Annotated in this window: 18 protein-coding genes and 4 tRNA genes; 11 read left to right on the top strand and 11 right to left on the bottom strand. The window is 53.1% G+C overall.

The window, feature by feature from the left end:
• Positions 1-86: 86 nt before the first annotated feature.
• Positions 87-362 (top strand): DUF3618 domain-containing protein, encoded by a 276-nt coding sequence (locus N7326_RS08805; RefSeq protein WP_259080186.1) that lies wholly within the window; start codon positions 87-89, stop codon positions 360-362.
• 32 nt (positions 363-394) lie between these two features.
• Here the strand turns inward: N7326_RS08805 and N7326_RS08800 are convergent, their stop codons facing one another.
• Genes N7326_RS08800 through N7326_RS08790 form a run of 3 tightly spaced genes read right to left on the bottom strand, consistent with a single transcriptional unit; the run spans position 395 to position 1991 of the window.
• Positions 395-733, bottom strand: coding sequence for a DUF393 domain-containing protein (locus N7326_RS08800; protein WP_259158750.1), 339 nt, complete (start codon positions 731-733; stop codon positions 395-397).
• On the bottom strand, positions 733-1299 hold the full coding sequence (locus N7326_RS08795; RefSeq protein WP_263088504.1) for a nicotinamidase: 567 nt from the start codon (positions 1297-1299) through the stop codon (positions 733-735). Before N7326_RS08795 ends, N7326_RS08800 begins: the two co-directional genes overlap by 1 nt.
• Positions 1300-1343: 44 nt before the next feature.
• Positions 1344-1991, bottom strand: coding sequence for a lipocalin family protein (locus N7326_RS08790; RefSeq protein ID WP_259158752.1), 648 nt, complete (start codon positions 1989-1991; stop codon positions 1344-1346).
• Between the two features lie 83 nt (positions 1992-2074).
• Here N7326_RS08790 and N7326_RS08785 point away from each other — a divergent pair, with 83 nt between their 5' ends.
• The gene (locus N7326_RS08785; protein WP_263088503.1) at positions 2075-2983 is read left to right on the top strand and encodes an exodeoxyribonuclease III; all 909 of its coding nucleotides are present in this window, start codon (positions 2075-2077) and stop codon (positions 2981-2983) included.
• 50 nt (positions 2984-3033) lie between these two features.
• On the opposite strand, the gene N7326_RS08780 is transcribed toward N7326_RS08785, so the two are convergent.
• Positions 3034-3109 (bottom strand) — tRNA-Lys (locus tag N7326_RS08780).
• 137 nt (positions 3110-3246) lie between these two features.
• Positions 3247-3322 (bottom strand) — tRNA-Lys (locus tag N7326_RS08775).
• A 291-nt stretch (positions 3323-3613) separates the two neighbouring features.
• Here N7326_RS08775 and N7326_RS08770 point away from each other — a divergent pair.
• Positions 3614-4789, top strand: a complete 1176-nt coding sequence (locus tag N7326_RS08770; RefSeq protein WP_259080194.1) for a L,D-transpeptidase — start codon at positions 3614-3616, stop codon at positions 4787-4789.
• Positions 4790-4870: 81 nt separating this feature from the next.
• Here N7326_RS08770 and N7326_RS08765 read toward each other — a convergent pair.
• Together N7326_RS08765 and orn are read right to left on the bottom strand one after the other, a co-directional pair.
• A tRNA-His gene (locus tag N7326_RS08765) sits at positions 4871-4943 on the bottom strand.
• Between the two features lie 45 nt (positions 4944-4988).
• Complete coding sequence (gene orn / locus N7326_RS08760; RefSeq protein ID WP_259080198.1) at positions 4989-5621, bottom strand: oligoribonuclease; 633 nt, start codon at positions 5619-5621, stop codon at positions 4989-4991.
• A gap of 217 nt (positions 5622-5838) precedes the next feature.
• Here orn and cmrA point away from each other — a divergent pair, with 217 nt between their 5' ends.
• Positions 5839-6639: a mycolate reductase gene (gene cmrA, locus N7326_RS08755; protein WP_259080200.1), complete on the top strand. Its 801-nt coding sequence runs from the start codon at positions 5839-5841 to the stop codon at positions 6637-6639.
• Positions 6640-6684: 45 nt separating this feature from the next.
• Here the strand turns inward: cmrA and N7326_RS08750 are convergent.
• A tRNA-Arg gene (locus tag N7326_RS08750) sits at positions 6685-6761 on the bottom strand.
• Between the two features lie 96 nt (positions 6762-6857).
• Between N7326_RS08750 and N7326_RS08745 the strand changes: the two genes are divergently transcribed.
• The 5 genes from N7326_RS08745 to N7326_RS08725 all read left to right on the top strand — a co-directional run bounded on the left by N7326_RS08745 (position 6858) and on the right by N7326_RS08725 (position 12589).
• Entirely contained in the window at positions 6858-8861 is a 2004-nt protein-coding gene (locus N7326_RS08745; protein WP_259080202.1) for a bifunctional copper resistance protein CopD/cytochrome c oxidase assembly protein, read from the top strand.
• 204 nt (positions 8862-9065) lie between these two features.
• Complete coding sequence (locus N7326_RS08740; RefSeq protein ID WP_259080203.1) at positions 9066-9650, top strand: single-stranded DNA-binding protein; 585 nt, start codon at positions 9066-9068, stop codon at positions 9648-9650.
• Between the two features lie 132 nt (positions 9651-9782).
• The gene (gene ettA / locus N7326_RS08735) at positions 9783-11453 is read left to right on the top strand and encodes an energy-dependent translational throttle protein EttA (RefSeq protein ID WP_263088499.1); all 1671 of its coding nucleotides are present in this window, start codon (positions 9783-9785) and stop codon (positions 11451-11453) included.
• A gap of 109 nt (positions 11454-11562) precedes the next feature.
• Positions 11563-11976 carry an acyl-CoA thioesterase gene (locus tag N7326_RS08730; protein WP_259080205.1) on the top strand — a complete coding sequence of 138 codons (414 nt, stop codon included), beginning with the start codon at positions 11563-11565 and terminating at the stop codon, positions 11974-11976.
• Positions 11969-12589 (top strand): hypothetical protein, encoded by a 621-nt coding sequence (locus tag N7326_RS08725; protein ID WP_259080206.1) that lies wholly within the window; start codon positions 11969-11971, stop codon positions 12587-12589. The genes N7326_RS08730 and N7326_RS08725 overlap by 8 nt, the downstream gene beginning before the upstream one ends.
• On the opposite strand, the gene N7326_RS08720 is transcribed toward N7326_RS08725, so the two are convergent.
• The 3 genes from N7326_RS08720 to pepN all read right to left on the bottom strand — a co-directional run bounded on the left by N7326_RS08720 (position 12586) and on the right by pepN (position 16586).
• A complete protein-coding gene (locus N7326_RS08720; RefSeq protein WP_263088498.1) occupies positions 12586-12999 on the bottom strand; it encodes a globin in 414 nt (137 codons plus the stop codon). The two genes, N7326_RS08725 and N7326_RS08720, sit on opposite strands and share 4 nt — an antisense overlap.
• Before the next feature lies 1 nt (position 13000).
• Complete coding sequence (locus N7326_RS08715) at positions 13001-13912, bottom strand: mechanosensitive ion channel family protein (RefSeq protein WP_259080209.1); 912 nt, start codon at positions 13910-13912, stop codon at positions 13001-13003.
• Between the two features lie 67 nt (positions 13913-13979).
• On the bottom strand, positions 13980-16586 hold the full coding sequence (gene pepN, locus N7326_RS08710; RefSeq protein WP_263088497.1) for an aminopeptidase N: 2607 nt from the start codon (positions 16584-16586) through the stop codon (positions 13980-13982).
• A gap of 164 nt (positions 16587-16750) precedes the next feature.
• Here pepN and N7326_RS08705 point away from each other — a divergent pair, with 164 nt between their 5' ends.
• A complete protein-coding gene (locus tag N7326_RS08705; protein ID WP_259289632.1) occupies positions 16751-17383 on the top strand; it encodes a DsbA family protein in 633 nt (210 codons plus the stop codon).
• Between the two features lie 10 nt (positions 17384-17393).
• On the top strand, positions 17394-17867 hold the full coding sequence (locus N7326_RS08700) for a ribose-5-phosphate isomerase (RefSeq protein WP_259080216.1): 474 nt from the start codon (positions 17394-17396) through the stop codon (positions 17865-17867).
• The last annotated feature ends 31 nt before the right edge of the window (positions 17868-17898 follow it).

The following is a 17898-nucleotide window of genomic DNA, read 5'->3' as shown; positions in this document are numbered from 1 at the left end:
AAAGCGAATAAGCTTAAAGCACGATATAGTGAGAATATAGTTATTAAATAGCAATAACCCCGATCAACGAGGAGTTTAGAAAAACCGTGGCTCGAAATATTGATGATATCCAGCGGGAAATCGAGCGTAGCCGGCGCCAGCTTGCCGCTACTCTTGACGAAATCGCCAACCGCACCAAGCCCGCCCACTTGGTCGAAGATGCAAAGCAGTCCCTGAGCGCGCGCCTTAATGATCCGCAAGTACAAAAAGTTCTCGGCGTTGCCGGTGCAGTTGTGTGCGGCATCGTCGTTGTGAGCTTTGTTGCAAAACGCCGGCGGAAAGCAGAAATTCGCGAGCTCAAGGAACTCCTTGCCACCCGCTAAAGATTAAAAACCCTGCCGGAACCGGCAGGGTTTTATTTCTTTGCCAGGGAGCACCCCAGGTGATGGCGATGTGCGGCAATAAAACGATATCCCGCCCCGGCGAAAGGGGTGTGGTCGACCACAGGGGCGAGATGCGGCCACGGGAAAACCATATGGCGCATCAACGCGGCGATAGCGTGGTTTTCTACTAGTTCGGCACCACCAGGCTCGGCTATATAAATGGCGGTCTGGCTGGGATCAGCGTTGAGGGGGTGGGGCCACGTGGTAGCAGGGATGAGAGCCATATCGTTTCTTGCGATGCGCTGGCGGGCGAAGTGAGCGAGCCGAGTGCACAATCTGCAGTCGGGATCATATAAAAAGCTAGCGGTCATTACACTAACTGAGCCCCGCGCGAGAGCATTTCTTTATAGGCGGCTGCCCCAGATTCTTCGCTCACAGGGGCACAGAGATCACTCAGGACGCGCACCTCGAAGTCGTGCGATAGAGCATCTAAGACCGTCGCTTTAACGCAGTAATCGGTGGCAATGCCGCAAATATCGAGGATCTCAATTTCGCGCTCGCGCAACCACTGCGCTAATGGCTGAGAGGTATCATGAGATTGGCCCTCAAAACCGGAATAAGCAGGCTCATACTGGCCCTTGAGAAAAACCTCATGAAGGTAGATCAGTACCGAATCGAGAGCCGGGTGAAATTCCGCTCCCTCGGTACCAGCCAAGCAGTGCACCGGCCACGTTTGCTCAAAATCGGGCTCGGCGGCGAAGTGTCCCGCGGGTTCAATATGCCAATCTTTGGTGGCAACCACCGCATCGTAAGTGCGGTGGCGCTCAGCGAGATGATCTGCAATGGCTTCTGCTACCAGCTCCCCCCGGGCGGTAGCTAAACTACCACCGGGGCAGAAGTCATTTTGAACGTCAACAATAATGAGGGCTCGTTTCATATCCCCCACTCTAGGTCAAAAGTCCCAGCTGGGGGTTAAAAAAACTAAGGAAGTTGGCAGAGAGGGGTAGTATCGGCTCGCCCGTTGATCGTCGGGGTAGTCAGGAATGCACACGACCACCAACCACGCTGCTCAATCAATTGACGAACCTCACGCCACTTCTCATCACTGATATGGGGGGTGCGCGAAAGAACGAAGCCAGAACTACGGTTCGGGCTACCGACAATAGCCATAGAATAATCAGGGGCTAAATAGGTTATCCGGTAATTCCCGGGACGATTGGGCCGCTGGAAGGGGATGCCACGGAAATCCACCCGGAGGGTGGCGTCGCTACGAATTTCGGCAGAGCCATCAACAATCGAGGGCCCGAAAACGGTCGAGCAGCGATTAACCACACTGACGGCATCCTCACGGATACGCTCATATGTGGCCGTGGTATCAGTCAGGCACATGATCGTATACGGCTGTGGAATGGCGGCTAGCTGATACCACGTTCCCTGATAGCGGTCGAGATCTACAGTGCCTCCAAATTCCGGTAGCGGGGGGCCGGGTGCGGGGAAGAGCTGCGCATAGAGATCGGAGGAGCCACCGGCGAAACGGCCCCCATTAAAAATGTCTTGAGCATGAGTTGGTGTGATTAGACCTGCGCTCATCACGAGGGCGGCACAGATACTCAGTAGGCGACGCTTCATAGAAAATCCTTTCGAAGGGAAAAGCTTATAAACCTTAAGCTTACACAAGATATGAGAGAAGACTCGTGCGTTAAACTGGCCACATGACTGTGACAATAGCGAGTGTGAACGTCAACGGAATCCGTGCAGCGAGTAAAAAACGCAATGAGTCCAATCACGGCATCAACCCATGGTTGAATGACACTGAGGCCGATATCGTCCTCATCCAAGAAGTACGCGCAACCGAGGCTCAAACCCGTGCGGCTCTCGCCCCAGCCCTCGAATCGGGATGGAATCTAGTTATGGCGGAATCCCTCCTACCCGGCACCAAGGGGCGCGCTGGGGTGGGTATACTCTCCCGCGGCGAGCTTACTAATACCTCGATCGGATTCGGAAACTTTAGTGAGGCGGGTCGCTGGATCGAGGCCGATACTCTGGGCATTCATATTGCTTCGCTCTATCTCCCATCCGGCGAAACCAACTCCCCGAAATTAGATGAGAAATACACTTTCCTTGATGAGTTTGCCGATATTCTCAGCGAGCGGGCCAAGAGCCACCCAAATATGGTGATCGGTGGGGACTGGAATATCTGCCACCGTTCAGAAGATCTCAGAAATAATAAGCCCAATGAGAAAGTATCCGGCCACCTCCCCGAGGAGCGCGCTTTTCTTGATCATGTATTTGGTTCCTTCCCCGATGCCACCCCTCAAAATAAAGAGCGACTATGGCAATGGCAAGGAACTGTGAATTACAGCGCAAAAACTATGTGGCAACCAGCACAGGATCCGCAATGGTTTGATATCAGTCGCCGCCTGGCTCCTGAGGTGCCAGGCCCATATACCTGGTGGACATACCGCGGCCAAGCGTTTAATAACGACGCCGGGTGGCGCATCGACTACCAAGCAGCAACGAAGGCAATGCTCGACCGAGCAGAAAAATGTTGGGTAGAGAAGGCCCCCAGCGTTGAGCAACGTTGGTCCGATCACGCACCCTTGCTGGTGCGATACGCATAAGGGCGGCATAAAGAAGTCCGCTCGGGCTCCAACCCAGCGGACTGTTTCTTTGGTGCGCCATCAGGGACTTGAACCCCGAACCCACTGATTAAGAGTCAGTTGCTCTGCCAATTGAGCTAATGGCGCAAGAGTGCGTAATTAATCACGCAACGAAGAAAGACGCTACACCACATATTTTTAATTAGGCAAATCCTCAAGATCGTCTCGGGCTGAATATAATGAAGACCTCGTTGGATTCATACCCAACGAGGTCTTGACGTATCTGGTGCGCCATCAGGGACTTGAACCCCGAACCCACTGATTAAGAGTCAGTTGCTCTGCCAATTGAGCTAATGGCGCAAGGTTGCGCTAAGCAACGAAGAAAAATATAACAGTTTCTTCCATTCCGCGCAAAAGTGCTCGTCAGAGGCGGTATTAGAGATAAGAGCGATAGCGGCTGGAAATGGGCCAGGGACTTAGAAGCTGCTATCGCCTCAACCTCGGTGTGCTTGTCCATCTTCACACCAGAGTAGTGGATAATAATAAAGTGCAGTTCATTGTTTAGGATGGATATCTAAATCAATAATCCACCTATAAACGCACTCTATTCGTCCAGTAAGTCCCACGTCGTCGAAGGAATCCCGCATTTTTATGGCTTTTACGCGCGCAATTTCCACCCTCTTGTTAGCAGGATTGGTGATGGTTCAGATCACTGCGTGCACCATTGATCAAAAGACCGATGGTGCAGCCCAGTCCGTCGCGCCCACCACGTCTGTCGTTGTCGCCCAAGCGCCCCAAGCGAGCGTTAAGGACGGAGCGAGTAAGGTCCCGCCCAATAAGCCCGTGTTGGTGAAATCACTCGGTGACGGACTCTCGTCGGTAACTATGACCAATGAAGAGGGGTATCAGGTCAAAGGCGAGATGGATGCAGATATGATGGGGTGGACCACAGCCGAAGATCTCGGATTCAACCGCGAATATACACTGGTTGCTACTGATAAAAATGGAGAAAAAACAACAGCTGCTTTCTCCACCATCAAACCCAACTCCCTGGTGAACACCTCTCTGGCCCCGCTCGACGGCGCCGAGGTGGGCGTGGGGCAAACAATCGCCGTCATTTTTGATTCCTACGTGGAAAACCGCAAGGCTGTGCAGGACGCTATTCGTATTACGACCGAGCCAAAGGTTGACGGGGCATTTTATTGGATCTCTAATCAACAAGTGCGCTGGCGACCCGAAACATTCTGGGAACCAGGAACCAAAGTGTCGGTGGATGCAAATCTCTACGGTATTGAGCTTGCCGATGGTGTCTATGCCAATAATGGCAATAAGGCTGACTTCACCATTGGTTCCCGAGTCGAAGCCATTGTCGATGATTCAACGAAGGCGATGACCATTTTCAAGGACGGTGAGGCTGTAAAGACGATGCCCGTCTCCTTGGGCTCCGATAAATGGCCGACCCCCAATGGCATCTATATCATCGGAGATCAGTATGAATCCTTGTTAATGGATTCATCAACGTTCGGATTATCAGTCGCAGACGGGGGATACCGCACCCCGGTATCCTATGCCACCCAAATGTCCTATTCGGGTATCTTCGTCCACGCCGCCCCCTGGTCACTTGGGGCTCAGGGAAATTCCAATGTTTCTCACGGCTGCGTGAATGTCAGTACCGAGAACGCTGCGTGGTTCCAGAACTTTGTTAAGCGTGGCGATATAGTCACGGTGAAAAATACCAAAGGCGGTATCCTCTCCGTCTACGACGGTCTGGGTGATTGGAATATCGAGTGGGAGCAGTGGAAGGCTGGCAACGCCTCCATCTCCTAGTACAAAACTCCCCCTTTAGAGATGAGGGGGAGTACAAAAGTGGCCCCCGTGCATATACGGAGGCCACTTCTATCTATTGGGGGTGGCTGACGGGGCTCGAACCCGCGACACCCAGGATCACAACCTGGTGCTCTACCAGCTGAACTACAGCCACCACGCTACCGTTTAAAGCAGCGAGGACTATATTAACCCGAGCCTTCTATTTTTCCAAAAATGACTGGTAGCGTGCGGTGGCAGCCTCCTGTGCGGCTGAAATATCCGGTGACGATAGATCGGTGCTCATCAAGCTGCGGCGGTAGTAATCTAGTTCTCGAATAGACTCCACGATATCGGCCAACGCGCGGTGCGCGAGCCCCTTTTTCGGCTGATGAAAATATACCGGCGGGGCCCAGCGACGGGAGAGCTCTTTGAGAGTTGAGACATCAATCATCCGGTAGTGCAGAGCTTTATCTAAGCGCGGCATATAGGCGCGAATAAAACTGCGATCGGTGGCAATCGAGTTTCCCGCAAGAGGTGCTGGGTGCTCTGGATCGCAGTGCTGAGCAATAAGGTCGAGGATGGCCTCCTCAGCTTCGGCCATCGTCACAGGGGAGTCCATGATGTCCTGAAGCAGCCCCGACTCGGTATGCATAGTGCGTACAAAATCATCCATATGCGCCAGTTGAGCGGAATCGGCGTGAACAACGATATCGACGCCGTCGCCGATGATATTGAGCTCGGCATCGGTGATGATCGCTCCAACTTCAACAATAGTGTGAAGGTTAGGGTCGAGCCCGGTCATCTCCAGATCGATCCACACCAAGCGGTTATTTTTCGCAGCTATTTCACTCATACTTTTCTACCTTAGTAACTTTGCCAGACAACAATGACATAGACAGCCGTTTCTTCGGCAACGAAGCAGGTAGGCTTAGGCAATGAGATTCCCATTGGCAAGAACCAAAAACCAAGAATCTAGAACCAAGAGCCAAGAACTCTGACACGTAGCGACACGTAGCTACACGTAGTGACAAATAGCCGAGACACCATATCAAGACCTCAAGGAGAATATAATGAGCTTACCTGCACCCACCTTAGAATCTCGGGCGCTCATCACCGGCGCAAGCCAAGGGATTGGGCGTCAGATGGCCAAAGATCTGGCCGCGCGGGGCTATAATCTCATCTTGGTTGCCCGGCGCTCAGATGTTCTGGAAGAACTAGCGGAATCTTTGCGTAAACAACACGCGATTACTGCAGAGGTCTATCCCTGCGATCTCTCCGATACCGCCCAGCGCGCCCAGATGATCGAAGACGTATTCACCCAGCCTATATCTATCGTGATTAACTCTGCTGGCATCGCCAGTTTTGGCCCTTTTATCTACCAGGATTGGGAATACGAGACTGCGCAATTTGAGCTCAACGCCCGAGCAGTATTCGAGATCACTAAGGCCGCCGTAGACAATATGCTCAAGCGCGGATCCGGAGCTATCTGCAATGTAGGCTCCGCGGCCGGCAATATCGCCATTCCCAATAATGCCACCTACGTATTCACTAAAGCGGGTGTGAATGCATTCACCGAGGCTCTTCACTATGAGCTTAAACCTCTTGGCATAAGCTGCACACTTCTTGCCCCTGGGCCGGTGCGGGAGGCCACTATTGATCCTAGTGAGCAGTCGATTGTGGACAAGGTCGTCCCCGATTTTCTGTGGACCACCTATGAATCGTGTTCGGAGGAGACCTTGGAGGCAATGGCGAACAATAAGCGTCGCGTTGTCCCGGGACCGCTATCTAAGGCTATGAATACGCTGTCTCAGATTATCCCGGGGGCAGTTCTTAGCCCCGTAATGGGATGGTTCTATTCCAAGATGGCTTAGCTTGAGACAAAAAATCCCGTGGGCTGAACCCACGGGATTTTTCTATGGTGCCCCCAGAGGGACTCGAACCCCCGACCAATCGGGTAGAAGCCGACCGCTCTAATCCACTGAGCTATGGAGGCAAACTCTGCTAGCTAGACTAACCCACAACCCGTGCGGAACAAAAACTTCCCAGCCCTAGATACCTAAAGCCACTCATTGAGATTAGGGTGTTAAGCATGCAGGAACAGAAATCGGGGGCACAGGTGCGCCCCATGTGGCCACTGTATGTGTTGTGCTTCTCTGTGGCGGGCCTCATTGGGGCGGTAATCGCTTGGGGGTTTCTTTCGGAATCGCTCGCGGCCCTCGGCATTCCGGATCCAGGCCCCGCCACCACAGCAGGATTTCCTTTCTTAAGGGCAGCGGCATGGTTTCTCGCGGCCCTAAGCTCTGGATCCTTCCTTTTCTCGGCCTTTTTACTCAGTCCCAGAAAGCACGATCTCTACCAAGCTCCGCTTACTGTAGACGGTGTAATCGCAGCCCGTACCGGCATGGTGGCGGCGTGGTGTTTTAGCGCTGTTGCTTTAGTGATGGTGCCCATGGTGCTCTCCGATATTTCGGGGCAACCCTTTATTGAGGCGCTGCGCCCTGCTAACTGGCCAGTGGCAATTTCCCAAGTAGCGGAATCCCAAGCGTGGTTGGGTTCAGCCGTTATTGCAGCGCTGGTGGGGATAGCAGCATTCTTCTCCAAGAATTGGCGCTCTCAACCGCTTTTATGCGCCGGAGCTCTCTTGATTGTCTTGCCACTCGGTTTGGAAGGGCACTCGGCCGCGGGCGGAGATCATGACTACGGTACTAACTCATTGCTGTGGCATTTGCTTTTTATGCAGCTCTGGGTGGGCGGGCTCATGGCACTCATAGCCCACGGCCGCAGACTGGGGCCCCAGATGGTCCAAGTAGTAGGTCGCTATTCCCATATCGCCCTCGTCTCGGTGATCATGTTGGCACTATCAGGCTTTATCAATGCCGCTATCCGGGTACGCCCTGAGCACCTTCTCACCACCGGCTATGGGCGTGTCATAGTAGCTAAGGCGGTATTAATAATCGCCCTCGCACTGTTCGGTTTCTGGCATCGTCAGCGCACCATACCTGCTTTAAGAAGTGGGGATCACACCCCGTTTCTGCGTGTGGCTATCGGTGAGGCAGTAGTCATGGCGGCCACCATCGGGGTGGCAATCTCACTAGGCCGAACGCCACCCCCGCCACCACGTGTTTTCGATCTCAGCCCTATGGCCTTGGAGATGGGCTACGACCTCACCGTCAAACCCACCATCATCTCCATCTGGACGGTCTGGCGTTTCGATATTATGTTCTCCTTCTTCGGCCTGGTGCTCATTGGCCTCTACCTCTGGGGTCTGGTTCGAGCCAAAAAGAAGCAGATTCGATGGTCAAAATTCCGCACCATGTGGTGGATGCTGGGCGCAGGAGCTCTGGTGATCTGCATGAGTTCTGGAATAGGGCTCTATATGCCGGCGCTCTTCTCCATGCATATGGTGACCCATATGTTGTTGTCCATGGTGATTCCTGTATGTCTAGTTCTGGGCGCTCCTTTGCGCCTGTTAATGAGTGTCACCGAGCCAGGGCACGGGGGAGTGCGAGAATGGGTTGAAGCGTTACTGCAATCACGTATTCTCACCGTAATCATGTACCCAGCCGTCAATACCATTCAGTTCACTGGATTCTTCTACGTGCTTTATATCACCCCGTGGTACGACTATGTGGTATCCGAACACGCCGGCCACCTATTGATGAACTGGGTCTTTCTCATCTCTGGCTATATTTTCTACTGGGAGATGATCGGTGAGGATCCCAAGCCGCGTGAAAATTCTGTGCTCTCGCGGCTCTTGTGGCTGGTTTTTGCGATGCCCTTCGATCTCTACTTCGGGGTATACCTCATGCAGCTATCGACCATTCTGGCCGAGGACTTTTATGCATCACTTAATCTTCCTTGGGGCGTGGACTTGATGCACGATCAGAATGTAGGTGGCGGTATCGCGTGGGGTTCCGGTGCCTTCCCGCTCATTATTGTTTTCGGAGCATTGTTTAGACAATGGCTCAAAGAAGACCGCAAGCAGCAGCATATCTACGACGAAAAGGCGGATCAAGATGATGACGCTGATTTAGAGGCCTATAACCAGATGCTGGCGTCGATACGCACGAACGACGGGAAACCCCAAGGCTAGGAAAATCTCAAGCTGGCATATTATCCACAGGATCCAGTCACACCTACTGACTCGCCGCGACGTGGGGATCACAATCAACGACACTGAGGGTATCGAAAACTCTGCTCAATCAGCAGCTCACGCAAGGGATGGCGCTGGGCAGTGTGGAAACGGGCAGGGACGGTGATCCACTATTCGTATCCCATGAAAGGGGATTAGATCCTTATGCTCAGCACAACCACTATCGTTGGAAATCTCACCAGCGATCCCACTGTCTATCATTTCCCGTCCGGCGCAATGCTCACCAAATTCCGCATTGCTTCCTCTCGGTATCGTCGCGACCCACACCACGCCGATACCGGCAACTCCGAGACCGCTAGAGATTCTGCTCAATCCGATCACAGCCGGGTCGAGAATTCTGGGTTTATCAGCTATAACCAGCTCTATATTGATGTAGAGTGCTGGGGGAACTTGGCCCATAACGCTCATCTCGCCCTAGGGGAGGGTGGTAAGGGCACTCAGGTGATTGTACTCGGGGATCTCATCCACAAAGAATGGGAGCGGGAAGGCAAGACCGAATCTCGGATTGTGGTTCGAGCAACGCATATCGGGGTGGATATGCGCAAATATGCCTGTCGCTATCACCGCAGTGAGTTGGATAAAGCCCGGAGAGCCGAAACCGTGAGCATTGAGCCAGAGAGCGAACAGATTGTGCGCGACGTCATTCAGCTCGATGAGGTTAACGCTAAGGAAATCACAACCCCTACGAGTAAAGGGAGAGCTCATACGCCAACCGTTGTGAGTGCCTAGGCATTGCCCATCTATAAGACCGACATGAGGTATCGGTCTTATAGATGATGTGGTGCGCTTTTTTGGGTAGTGATGTACTGTTTTGGGTGATCTGATAGTTATAAAACGATTGACATATAAGGGGCAGATAACGTGGGTGAATTCATCTATACGATGAAGAATGTGCGCAAAGCCATTGGCGATAAAGTCATCTTGGACAATGTGACCATGGCTTTCTACCCAGGCGCAAAGATCGGTGTGGTAGGACCTAATGGTGCCGGTAAATCCTCCATCTTAAAAATCATGGCCGGGCTCGACCAGCCCTCCAATGGTGAGGCATTCCTCGACCCAGGTGCGACCGTTGGTATCCTCCTGCAGGAACCACCCCTGAACGAAGAAAAGACCGTCCGCGAGAATGTGGAAGAGGGTCTGGGCGAGATCTTTGAAAAGAAAAATCGTTTCGAGGCCATCGCCGAAGAAATGGCCACTAATTACACTGATGAGCTCATGGAAGAGATGGGTAAACTCCAGGAAGCTCTCGACGCTGCCGATGCCTGGGAAATCGATTCTAAAATCGAGCAAGCTATGGAAGCTCTGCGCTGTCCTCCCTCTGATGCGCCCGTCACCCACCTCTCCGGTGGTGAAAGGCGCCGTGTTGCTCTAGCCAAGCTGCTCCTCTCTGAGCCAGACCTGCTGCTTCTCGACGAGCCCACTAACCACCTCGACGCTGAATCCGTTCTGTGGCTCGAGCAGCATTTGGCCAAATACCCAGGGGCCGTTTTGGCGGTTACCCACGATCGGTACTTCCTAGATCACGTAGCTGGGTGGATTTGTGAGGTCGACCGCGGCAAGCTCTACCCCTATGAAGGTAACTATTCCACTTACCTCGAGAAGAAAGCTGAGCGCTTAGAAGTTGCTGGTCAAAAGGACCGTAAGCTGCAAAAGCGCCTGAAAGAAGAGCTTGCTTGGGTACGTTCTGGTGCGAAAGCTCGTCAGGCGAAGAATAAAGCGCGTTTGGCTCGCTATGAGGAAATGGCTGCTGAGGCCGAGCAATATAAGAAGCTCGACTTTGAAGAGATTCAGATTCCTACTCCACCCCGCCTGGGTGCCCAGGTGGTGGAGGTCAAGGACCTAGTCAAGGGCTTCGATGGTCGCACCTTGATTAAGGATCTCTCTTTCACGCTTCCGCGCAACGGTATCGTGGGTGTTATCGGCCCCAATGGTGTGGGTAAGACTACTCTCTTTAAAACTATCGTGGGCCTCGAGAGCCCCGATGCTGGTGAAGTAAACGTGGGCTCCACCGTGCAGCTGTCCTATGTGGACCAGGGACGTGAAAATATCGATCCAGAGAAAACCGTATGGGAAGTAGTCTCGGATGGTTTGGACTATATCCACGTAGGCCAAAACGAGATGCCCTCGCGAGCCTATCTCTCCGCATTTGGTTTCAAGGGCGCCGACCAGCAAAAACTTTCTAAGGTTCTCTCCGGCGGTGAGCGCAACCGTCTCAATCTAGCGTTGACTCTTAAGCAGGGCGGCAACCTGATTCTGCTCGACGAGCCCACCAACGACCTCGACGTTGAAACCCTATCCTCTCTGGAAAATGCTCTCCAGCAATTCCCAGGCTGCGCCGTGGTGATTTCGCACGACCGCTGGTTCCTAGATCGCACCTGTACCCACATTCTTGCCTGGGAAGGCAATGTTGCCGAAGGCCAGTGGTTCTGGTTCGAAGGTAACTTCGAAGACTACGAAAAGAATAAGGTGGAACGCCTCGGCCCCGAGGCCGCCCGCCCTTCGCGGGTAACGCACCGCAAGCTTACCCGCTAATGGATAACCGCCGTGAACACCCACGGCGGTTCTTTTTAAACCCAATCAGCCTCAACACTGTTAGCCTAGAGAGAGATTAATAACAGATGAGAAAGGCTCCACCTACGTTATGACGAGTGATAGTCACCACGGTGTACATATTGAAAAAATACCCACAAGATGGGGCGATTTTGATCAATTCCACCACATCACAAACTCTGCCTATATTGAATTGGCTCAAGAGGCTCGCCTCATTTACGCACAACGCGAATTTGGCAAGCGCGGACTCGATATTCCAGCTGCATTTGTGCGCAAGATTGAAGCTGAATACCTCCGACCCATCCTTTCCAATACCAAAGAGGTGACAGTAGAAACTCAGGTCATCGAGATTGGGAATACCTCCTTTTGTACTCGGCAAGTCATTAGAGATGCCGATGGGACAGTGGCATGCACCATCGACGTTGTTCAAGTGGCCGTCGATATTGTCACGGGGAGCCCGCGTCAGCTTAAAGATAGCGAAGTTAAGGTTCTTTCTCTTGCATAACAGCAATATATCCCTCGTTGTTACCGGAGGTTTAGGGGGACTTCGGTCCCTCATTGAGCGAGCGATACTTTTTGATGAGCACACATTCGTACGTCTTCAGCAAGTTGAATCAGGTGTCGAAGCTTTTGTACCCACGGGTTTTGGGGTACTTATCTCCAGAAGGGTGTCGGGCAGTATTAGCCGGAGTGGGGCGGTGCTGCGCGCTGCTGACCTTTTCGGGCAAGGACCATACCCTACTCACGATGCCTCCTGGTCCGCGGGTGCGCTGCCTCGCGTCGAGGATTTTCAGCTGATCGACGAGATCCCCGCCGCTGCGGTTTATCAGCTCGCTACTCAAGGAAGCGCGCTGGCCCGACAATTCTCTGGTCCGCTTGGGCCACCACAATCGCTGATGAATCAAACCGTTATCACTGTGAGCAATGCCCACACCCAGGTAGAGATACCAATGCGAATGATTTTTGCTCTCCAAGCATTCGGACTCATTCCCACTGATAGCGCACCTATTGATATTCCGCGACACCTTCGCGTCTCCGGCTTAGGGGTGTGGATACGAGTAGACGCCCCCTATGGGAGCGCCTACTATACCTCTGCCGCAAATCTGTTGGGCCTTTAACGTTGGTTGATCAGCATATATGCTACCCGTGTCATATGAGAGTCGATAGCTTCACGAAGAGTGGGATCCAAATTTTCTTCTTCGTTAAGAGCCTTCGTCATCATCTCTAACCAACGTTTAGCCTCGACCTCTCCTATAGCAAAAGGTGCGTGACGCATCCGCAGCCTGGGATGTCCGCGGTTATCGCTATAGGTAGTGGGCCCACCCCAGTATTGTGCAAGGAAGGTCCTCAGACGCTCCTCGGCGCCCTCGAAATCGTCTGCAGGATACATTGGTCCGATGAGATCGTCAGTGCAAACCTGTTGGTAGAAGCGGCGCACAACACGGGTGAAAAACTCATTCCCACCCACTGCCTCGTAGAGAGTGCGGGGGTCTGTGTGGCTTGAGGGAGTATCGAGAGGAGAGGACATATTATTCATCTTCGATCTGATAGAAGTGACGGTAGGGTAGGGCAATATTGGCGGACCTTAGATTATTGAGTACACGTTGGTGAATATAGCGTTCGACGGTCCACTGCTTATCGGGGAGGGTGCGTACCCGGATGCGTAACTGGATATAATCCGCACCAATTTCGTTGACACCATCGATAAGCGGCTTATCCAAAATGAAACCCTTTAATTTCTCGGACTCGATGGCCTCGAGGGTGGTAGCCGCGAAGATCTCCATAGCACGCTCGATATCGGCGCGGTAGCTTATCGGCGCTGTGAGGTGAGCGATGGAATAATCTTGGCTGTAATTACCTATTCTCTGAATTTCACCGTTACGGATAAACCACAGTGTACCTTTGACATCGCGCACGGTAGTAAGGCGTAAAGATACCGCCTCGACTGTTCCGATTACTTCACCAGCATCGATAAAATCGCCCACCCCATACTGGTCCTCAATGAGCATGAAGATACCGGAAATAAAATCCTTCACCAATGTTTGGGCGCCAAAACCTAAGGCAACACCCGCGATGCCTGCAGAGGCAATAAGCGGGGCCACATTAACCCCGAGGATCCCTAAAATCGAAAGAGCCGCCCATGTCCACACGACAATACTCACTGCGCTTCGTGCGACGGAACTGAGAGTGCGGATCCGTGACTCACGCTGAGCCTGCTTCGTGACTTCCAGGGAGCTAAGAGCTTTGGTGAGCGCAGCGTATTCGTGCTGCGGTCTCGTCGAGCGGCTTAAGTGTACTTTCGCAGCTTTTTGGATGGCAAAGCGTAGTCCAGCGTGGAGAGCAACAGCTGCCACCAAGGTCAATATGATCTTGAGGGGAGCATTGACGAGCCAGTGCCAGATCACCGGGTGATCGGCTATAAATTGAGAAATTGTGTCCATGATTTACGCCATAGTAGTAAATATTCCCCGCCGCTTCTTAATAAGAGCAGCGACGGGGGAGTACGAGCTAGGCGGCATCGACAGCGCGATTTCTTATGGCGCGCTCCACCAGAGCCTGCTGCTCGGTAAGAATACGCCGGATACCGGCACTGATCGTATGTGAGTCGAGGAAGTTCTGGGTGCGCTTGACCCCTTCGGGGCTGATATCCCACGCGGGATACAGACCTGCGAGCACACCCTGGGCCACCTCGGAGGTGAGGTTATCCCATAACCATGGCACCTTTTCGAAGTATCGGTCATTGAGTTGCTGGAGCAGTTCTGGGCGGGCAAGACCCGTGAGTCCGGCCATTTTATAGCGCAGGGTGGTATTACTCAGCCGGTGGCCCTCTTCGGTGATTTCAGTAAAAACTGCAGCTTTATTAGTGGCTGTATTTTCAGATGCCCGCACTAAATGCGCATATAGTTTGCCCGTCGCCGAGGGATCAATGGTGCTCAGGGAAAGGATCTCTGCCTCCAGATCTGCCACTGCACCCGCCGCAACAAGCGCACGCAAGGCGCGCCACTGGAGTTGGTGATCGGCTACGAGCCCATTTAGTTCTGGTTCACCGTCGACGATGCTGCGCATGAGAGCCCGCCCCCTATCGTCTAAGGGGTTGGCGCACAGCTCTTGAACGAAGGCGAGTTGGGTATCAGATCCCGCTTCAGCGGCAGCAGCGGCGTCGATCAGTGCATTGCTGAAACGCTGTGCACCGGTGTCCTTAACCCACTGTGGATCGGCATAGACTTCGAGTGCCTGGGTGGCTTGGCCGAGAACGCGCTGGAGGACCGAGATTTCCGTTTCAATGGGAGCGCCGGTGATCACCAGGTCGACAAAGTCGCGGGCGCGCATGTCGCCTGCTCGTACCATTTCCCAGCACGCCGACCAGATAAGGGTGCGTGCCATGGGATCTGCAATTCGGTCGATATTTTTGGCAGCAAAGTCTCGAGAGTCCGCATCGAGCTTCATGAGACAGTAGGTGAGATCGTCGTCGTTAACGAGGACGAGATCGGCAGCTTGGTGGCCTATTAATTGGTCGAGTTCGACGCGCTCGCTGTCGATATCGACCTCGAGACGATCGGTGCGTACTACCTGCCCGTCGATCAACGAATAGAAGCCAATGGCAACGCGGTGTGTACGATATTCGCCGGCCCCTGGGTGCGCCCCGGACTGGGTAAGGGCGAAAGAGGTATAGCGATTATCCTGGACACTAAAATCCGCGCGCAGTTCATTAATTCCGGTAGTTTTGAGCCACTGCGCGGCCCAATCAGAGAGATCGCGTCCGGAACTGGCACTAAGAGCGTGTAAAAGATCAGCGAAAGTAGCATTACCGAAGGCATGATTGGCAAAGTGTTGGCGTACTCCAGCGAAGAACGCCTCACGGCCTACGTAGGCTTGGAGCTGCTTGAGGACGGATGCGCCCTTGGCATAAGTTATGCCGTCAAAATTCTGTTCGGCGGTTTCCATATCGCTGGCATCGGTGGATATAGGGTGGGTTGACGGCAGCATATCCTGCTTATAGGCCCAGGCCTTGGTGTCGGTGGCAAAGGTGACCCACGCGGTATCGTATTGGGTGGCTTCCGACTGGGACACGCACGCGGCCCAGGTAGCAAAGGACTCGTTGAGCCAGAGGTCGTCCCACCACCGCATAGTAACCAAATCCCCAAACCACATATGAGCCATCTCATGCAGAATAGTTTCGCAACGTCGTTCGTAGGCGGTTCGTGTATTCTTCGAGGTGAAAATATACTCGTCGCGGAATGTGACAGCTCCGGCATTCTCCATGGCTCCCGCGTTGAATTCGGGGACAAAAAGCTGGTCGTATTTGCCGAAGGGGTACGCCATCCCAAAATTCTCATGGTAGAAGTCGAAGCCTTGCTTGGTCTCGAGGAAGATAGCGTCGGCGTCCAGGTGATCACTTAAAGATTTCCGGCAGTAGATGGCCAACGGTATCTCTAACTCGGTGTGCTCAGCAGCAGGTGTCTCTGGGTGGTGGGTGAGAGTGCCGTGCCAGAGATCGGAGGCCATATGATAATCACCAGAGCATATGGCGACGAGGTAGGTAGACAGCGGGTAATCAATCTCGGAGGAGAAGGTTGCTACGCCCTTATCCGCTTCACTCATGACTTGCGGTGCATTGGTGATCACCTTCCAGTGCGCTGGGGCCGTGACATGGATGGAATAGGTGGCTTTTAGATCGGGTTGATCGAAACACGCGAAGACGCGCTTGGCATCGGCTGGCTCAAACTGGGTATAGAAATATACTTCCTCGTCAACGGGATCAACAAAGCGGTGCAGACCTTGACCGGTATGGGAAAACTCCATGGTGGATACCACTGTGAGCTGATGGCTGCCCACCGAGAGATTATCGAGGGAGAGCCCGTTGGTAGCGTCGTACACGTTATCATTGCGCACAGCTTGGCGAGTGATATCCTCCCCATCCAACGTTACGCTGGACACCTCGGTTGCAACCAGATCGATGAAGGTGGATCCTTCCTCTTTGACCTCGAAATCAACAGTGGTGGTGGCGGGGAAGTGGGTATCACCAGTGATATCGATGTGGAAATCATAGTGCTTAATATGCAGCATTCGTGAGCGTTGAGCTGCTTCTACTTGAGTGAGATTGATAGAGGACATGATTCCTTCCACGTGGCTGATTATTAGTAGTCATTCTATTCTCCTCTAGGCGGGGTGCAAAGACTCGACGGTCATCGCTCGCCTGAGGCAAAAGGTCACTAGAGTGGTGATATACCAAGAAAATATTGAAAATACAGAAAATACAAGGATCAGAAAGGTCCCCTATGTCTACTCAATTGCTAAGTTTTTGGTTCGATGTCTCGTGCCCCTTCTGCTGGATCACCTCGCGATGGATCAAGGAAGTGGAAAAGGTTCGAGATATCGAGGTGACCTGGATTCCTATGTCGCTCTCGGTTCTCAATGAGGGCCGCGATCTCGACCCCGCATATATGCGCAAAATGGAGGCCAATTGGGGTCCTGCGCGCGTTTTTGCACAGGTTGCGGATACTCAACCTGAGAAAGTCGATGCCCTTTATACGGCACTCGGCACACTGATCCACCCAGGAGGTGAGGGTGCTAAGGAAGGTGACGGTGCCTACGATGAGCTCATTGTCAAAGCCTTGGAAGACGTTGGCTTAGATATATCTCTCGCCGATATTGCCCATTCCACCAAGGCTGATGAGAAATTGCGCGCCTACCATCAGTCGGCGATGGATGAGGTGGGCAATGATGTAGGGACCCCGGTAATCAAGTTGGGCGAGACTGCATTCTTTGGGCCAGTGTTGACGCGAATTCCACACGGGGAGGAAGCTGGCAGGGTTTTCGACGGTGCAATGGCGTTAGCGAATTACCCCCACTTTTTCGAACTGAAGCGCTCGCGGACAGAGTTCCCCGATTTTGATGAACGAAGAGGTTAGACTCATCGATATGCGTATTTATCTCGGAGCAGACCATGCTGGTTTCGCTATGAAAACACTCATCATTGACCATCTTAAGAATAATGGGCACGACGTCGTCGACTGTGGCGCCTTCGAATATGATGCCCTAGACGATTACCCTGCCTTTTGTCTCGCTGCGGCTAAGGCTGTGGTGGATGATCCAGGTTCCCTCGGCATTGTCCTTGGGGGGTCTGGAAATGGGGAGCAAATTGCTGCTAATAAGGTACCGGGTGCGCGCTGTGCTTTAGCGTGGAGTGTGGAGACGGCTAAGCTTGCCCGCGAGCATAATAATGCGCAACTCATTGGCATCGGCGGCCGGATGCATAGTGAACAAGAGGTTCTAGCCATCGTAGATGCTTTCCTAGCCCAATCATGGAGCGAGGAGCCCCGACATCAGCGCCGTATTGATATCCTGAGCGAATTTGAAGCAACCGGGCATTACCCAGAAGTGCCAGGAGCATAATAAAAAACCTCGAAGAGTAGTTCTTCGAGGT

Source organism: Corynebacterium sp. ES2794-CONJ1 (assembly GCF_025660615.1).
GTDB lineage: Bacteria > Actinomycetota > Actinomycetes > Mycobacteriales > Mycobacteriaceae > Corynebacterium.
The sequence above is the reverse complement of the archived record's forward strand: the minus strand, read 5'-3'. Positions and strand labels throughout refer to the sequence as shown.

What these genes read in the sequence shown, in the direction of transcription:
- N7326_RS08800 (WP_259158750.1), bottom strand. Translation starts at nt 733, where the DNA reads ATGACCGCTAGCTTTTTATATGATCCCGACTGCAGATTGTGCACTCGG.
- N7326_RS08730 (WP_259080205.1), top strand. Translation starts at nt 11,563, where the DNA reads ATGACGAGTGATAGTCACCACGGTGTACATATTGAAAAAATACCCACA.
- N7326_RS08745 (WP_259080202.1), top strand. Translation starts at nt 6,858, where the DNA reads ATGCAGGAACAGAAATCGGGGGCACAGGTGCGCCCCATGTGGCCACTG.
- pepN (WP_263088497.1), bottom strand. Translation starts at nt 16,586, where the DNA reads ATGTCCTCTATCAATCTCACTCAAGTAGAAGCAGCTCAACGCTCACGA.
- N7326_RS08705 (WP_259289632.1), top strand. Translation starts at nt 16,751, where the DNA reads ATGTCTACTCAATTGCTAAGTTTTTGGTTCGATGTCTCGTGCCCCTTC.
- N7326_RS08700 (WP_259080216.1), top strand. Translation starts at nt 17,394, where the DNA reads ATGCGTATTTATCTCGGAGCAGACCATGCTGGTTTCGCTATGAAAACA.
- N7326_RS08785 (WP_263088503.1), top strand. Translation starts at nt 2,075, where the DNA reads ATGACTGTGACAATAGCGAGTGTGAACGTCAACGGAATCCGTGCAGCG.
- N7326_RS08740 (WP_259080203.1), top strand. Translation starts at nt 9,066, where the DNA reads ATGCTCAGCACAACCACTATCGTTGGAAATCTCACCAGCGATCCCACT.
- cmrA (WP_259080200.1), top strand. Translation starts at nt 5,839, where the DNA reads ATGAGCTTACCTGCACCCACCTTAGAATCTCGGGCGCTCATCACCGGC.
- N7326_RS08720 (WP_263088498.1), bottom strand. Translation starts at nt 12,999, where the DNA reads ATGTCCTCTCCTCTCGATACTCCCTCAAGCCACACAGACCCCCGCACT.
- N7326_RS08795 (WP_263088504.1), bottom strand. Translation starts at nt 1,299, where the DNA reads ATGAAACGAGCCCTCATTATTGTTGACGTTCAAAATGACTTCTGCCCC.
- orn (WP_259080198.1), bottom strand. Translation starts at nt 5,621, where the DNA reads ATGAGTGAAATAGCTGCGAAAAATAACCGCTTGGTGTGGATCGATCTG.
- N7326_RS08715 (WP_259080209.1), bottom strand. Translation starts at nt 13,912, where the DNA reads ATGGACACAATTTCTCAATTTATAGCCGATCACCCGGTGATCTGGCAC.
- N7326_RS08770 (WP_259080194.1), top strand. Translation starts at nt 3,614, where the DNA reads ATGGCTTTTACGCGCGCAATTTCCACCCTCTTGTTAGCAGGATTGGTG.
- N7326_RS08790 (WP_259158752.1), bottom strand. Translation starts at nt 1,991, where the DNA reads ATGAAGCGTCGCCTACTGAGTATCTGTGCCGCCCTCGTGATGAGCGCA.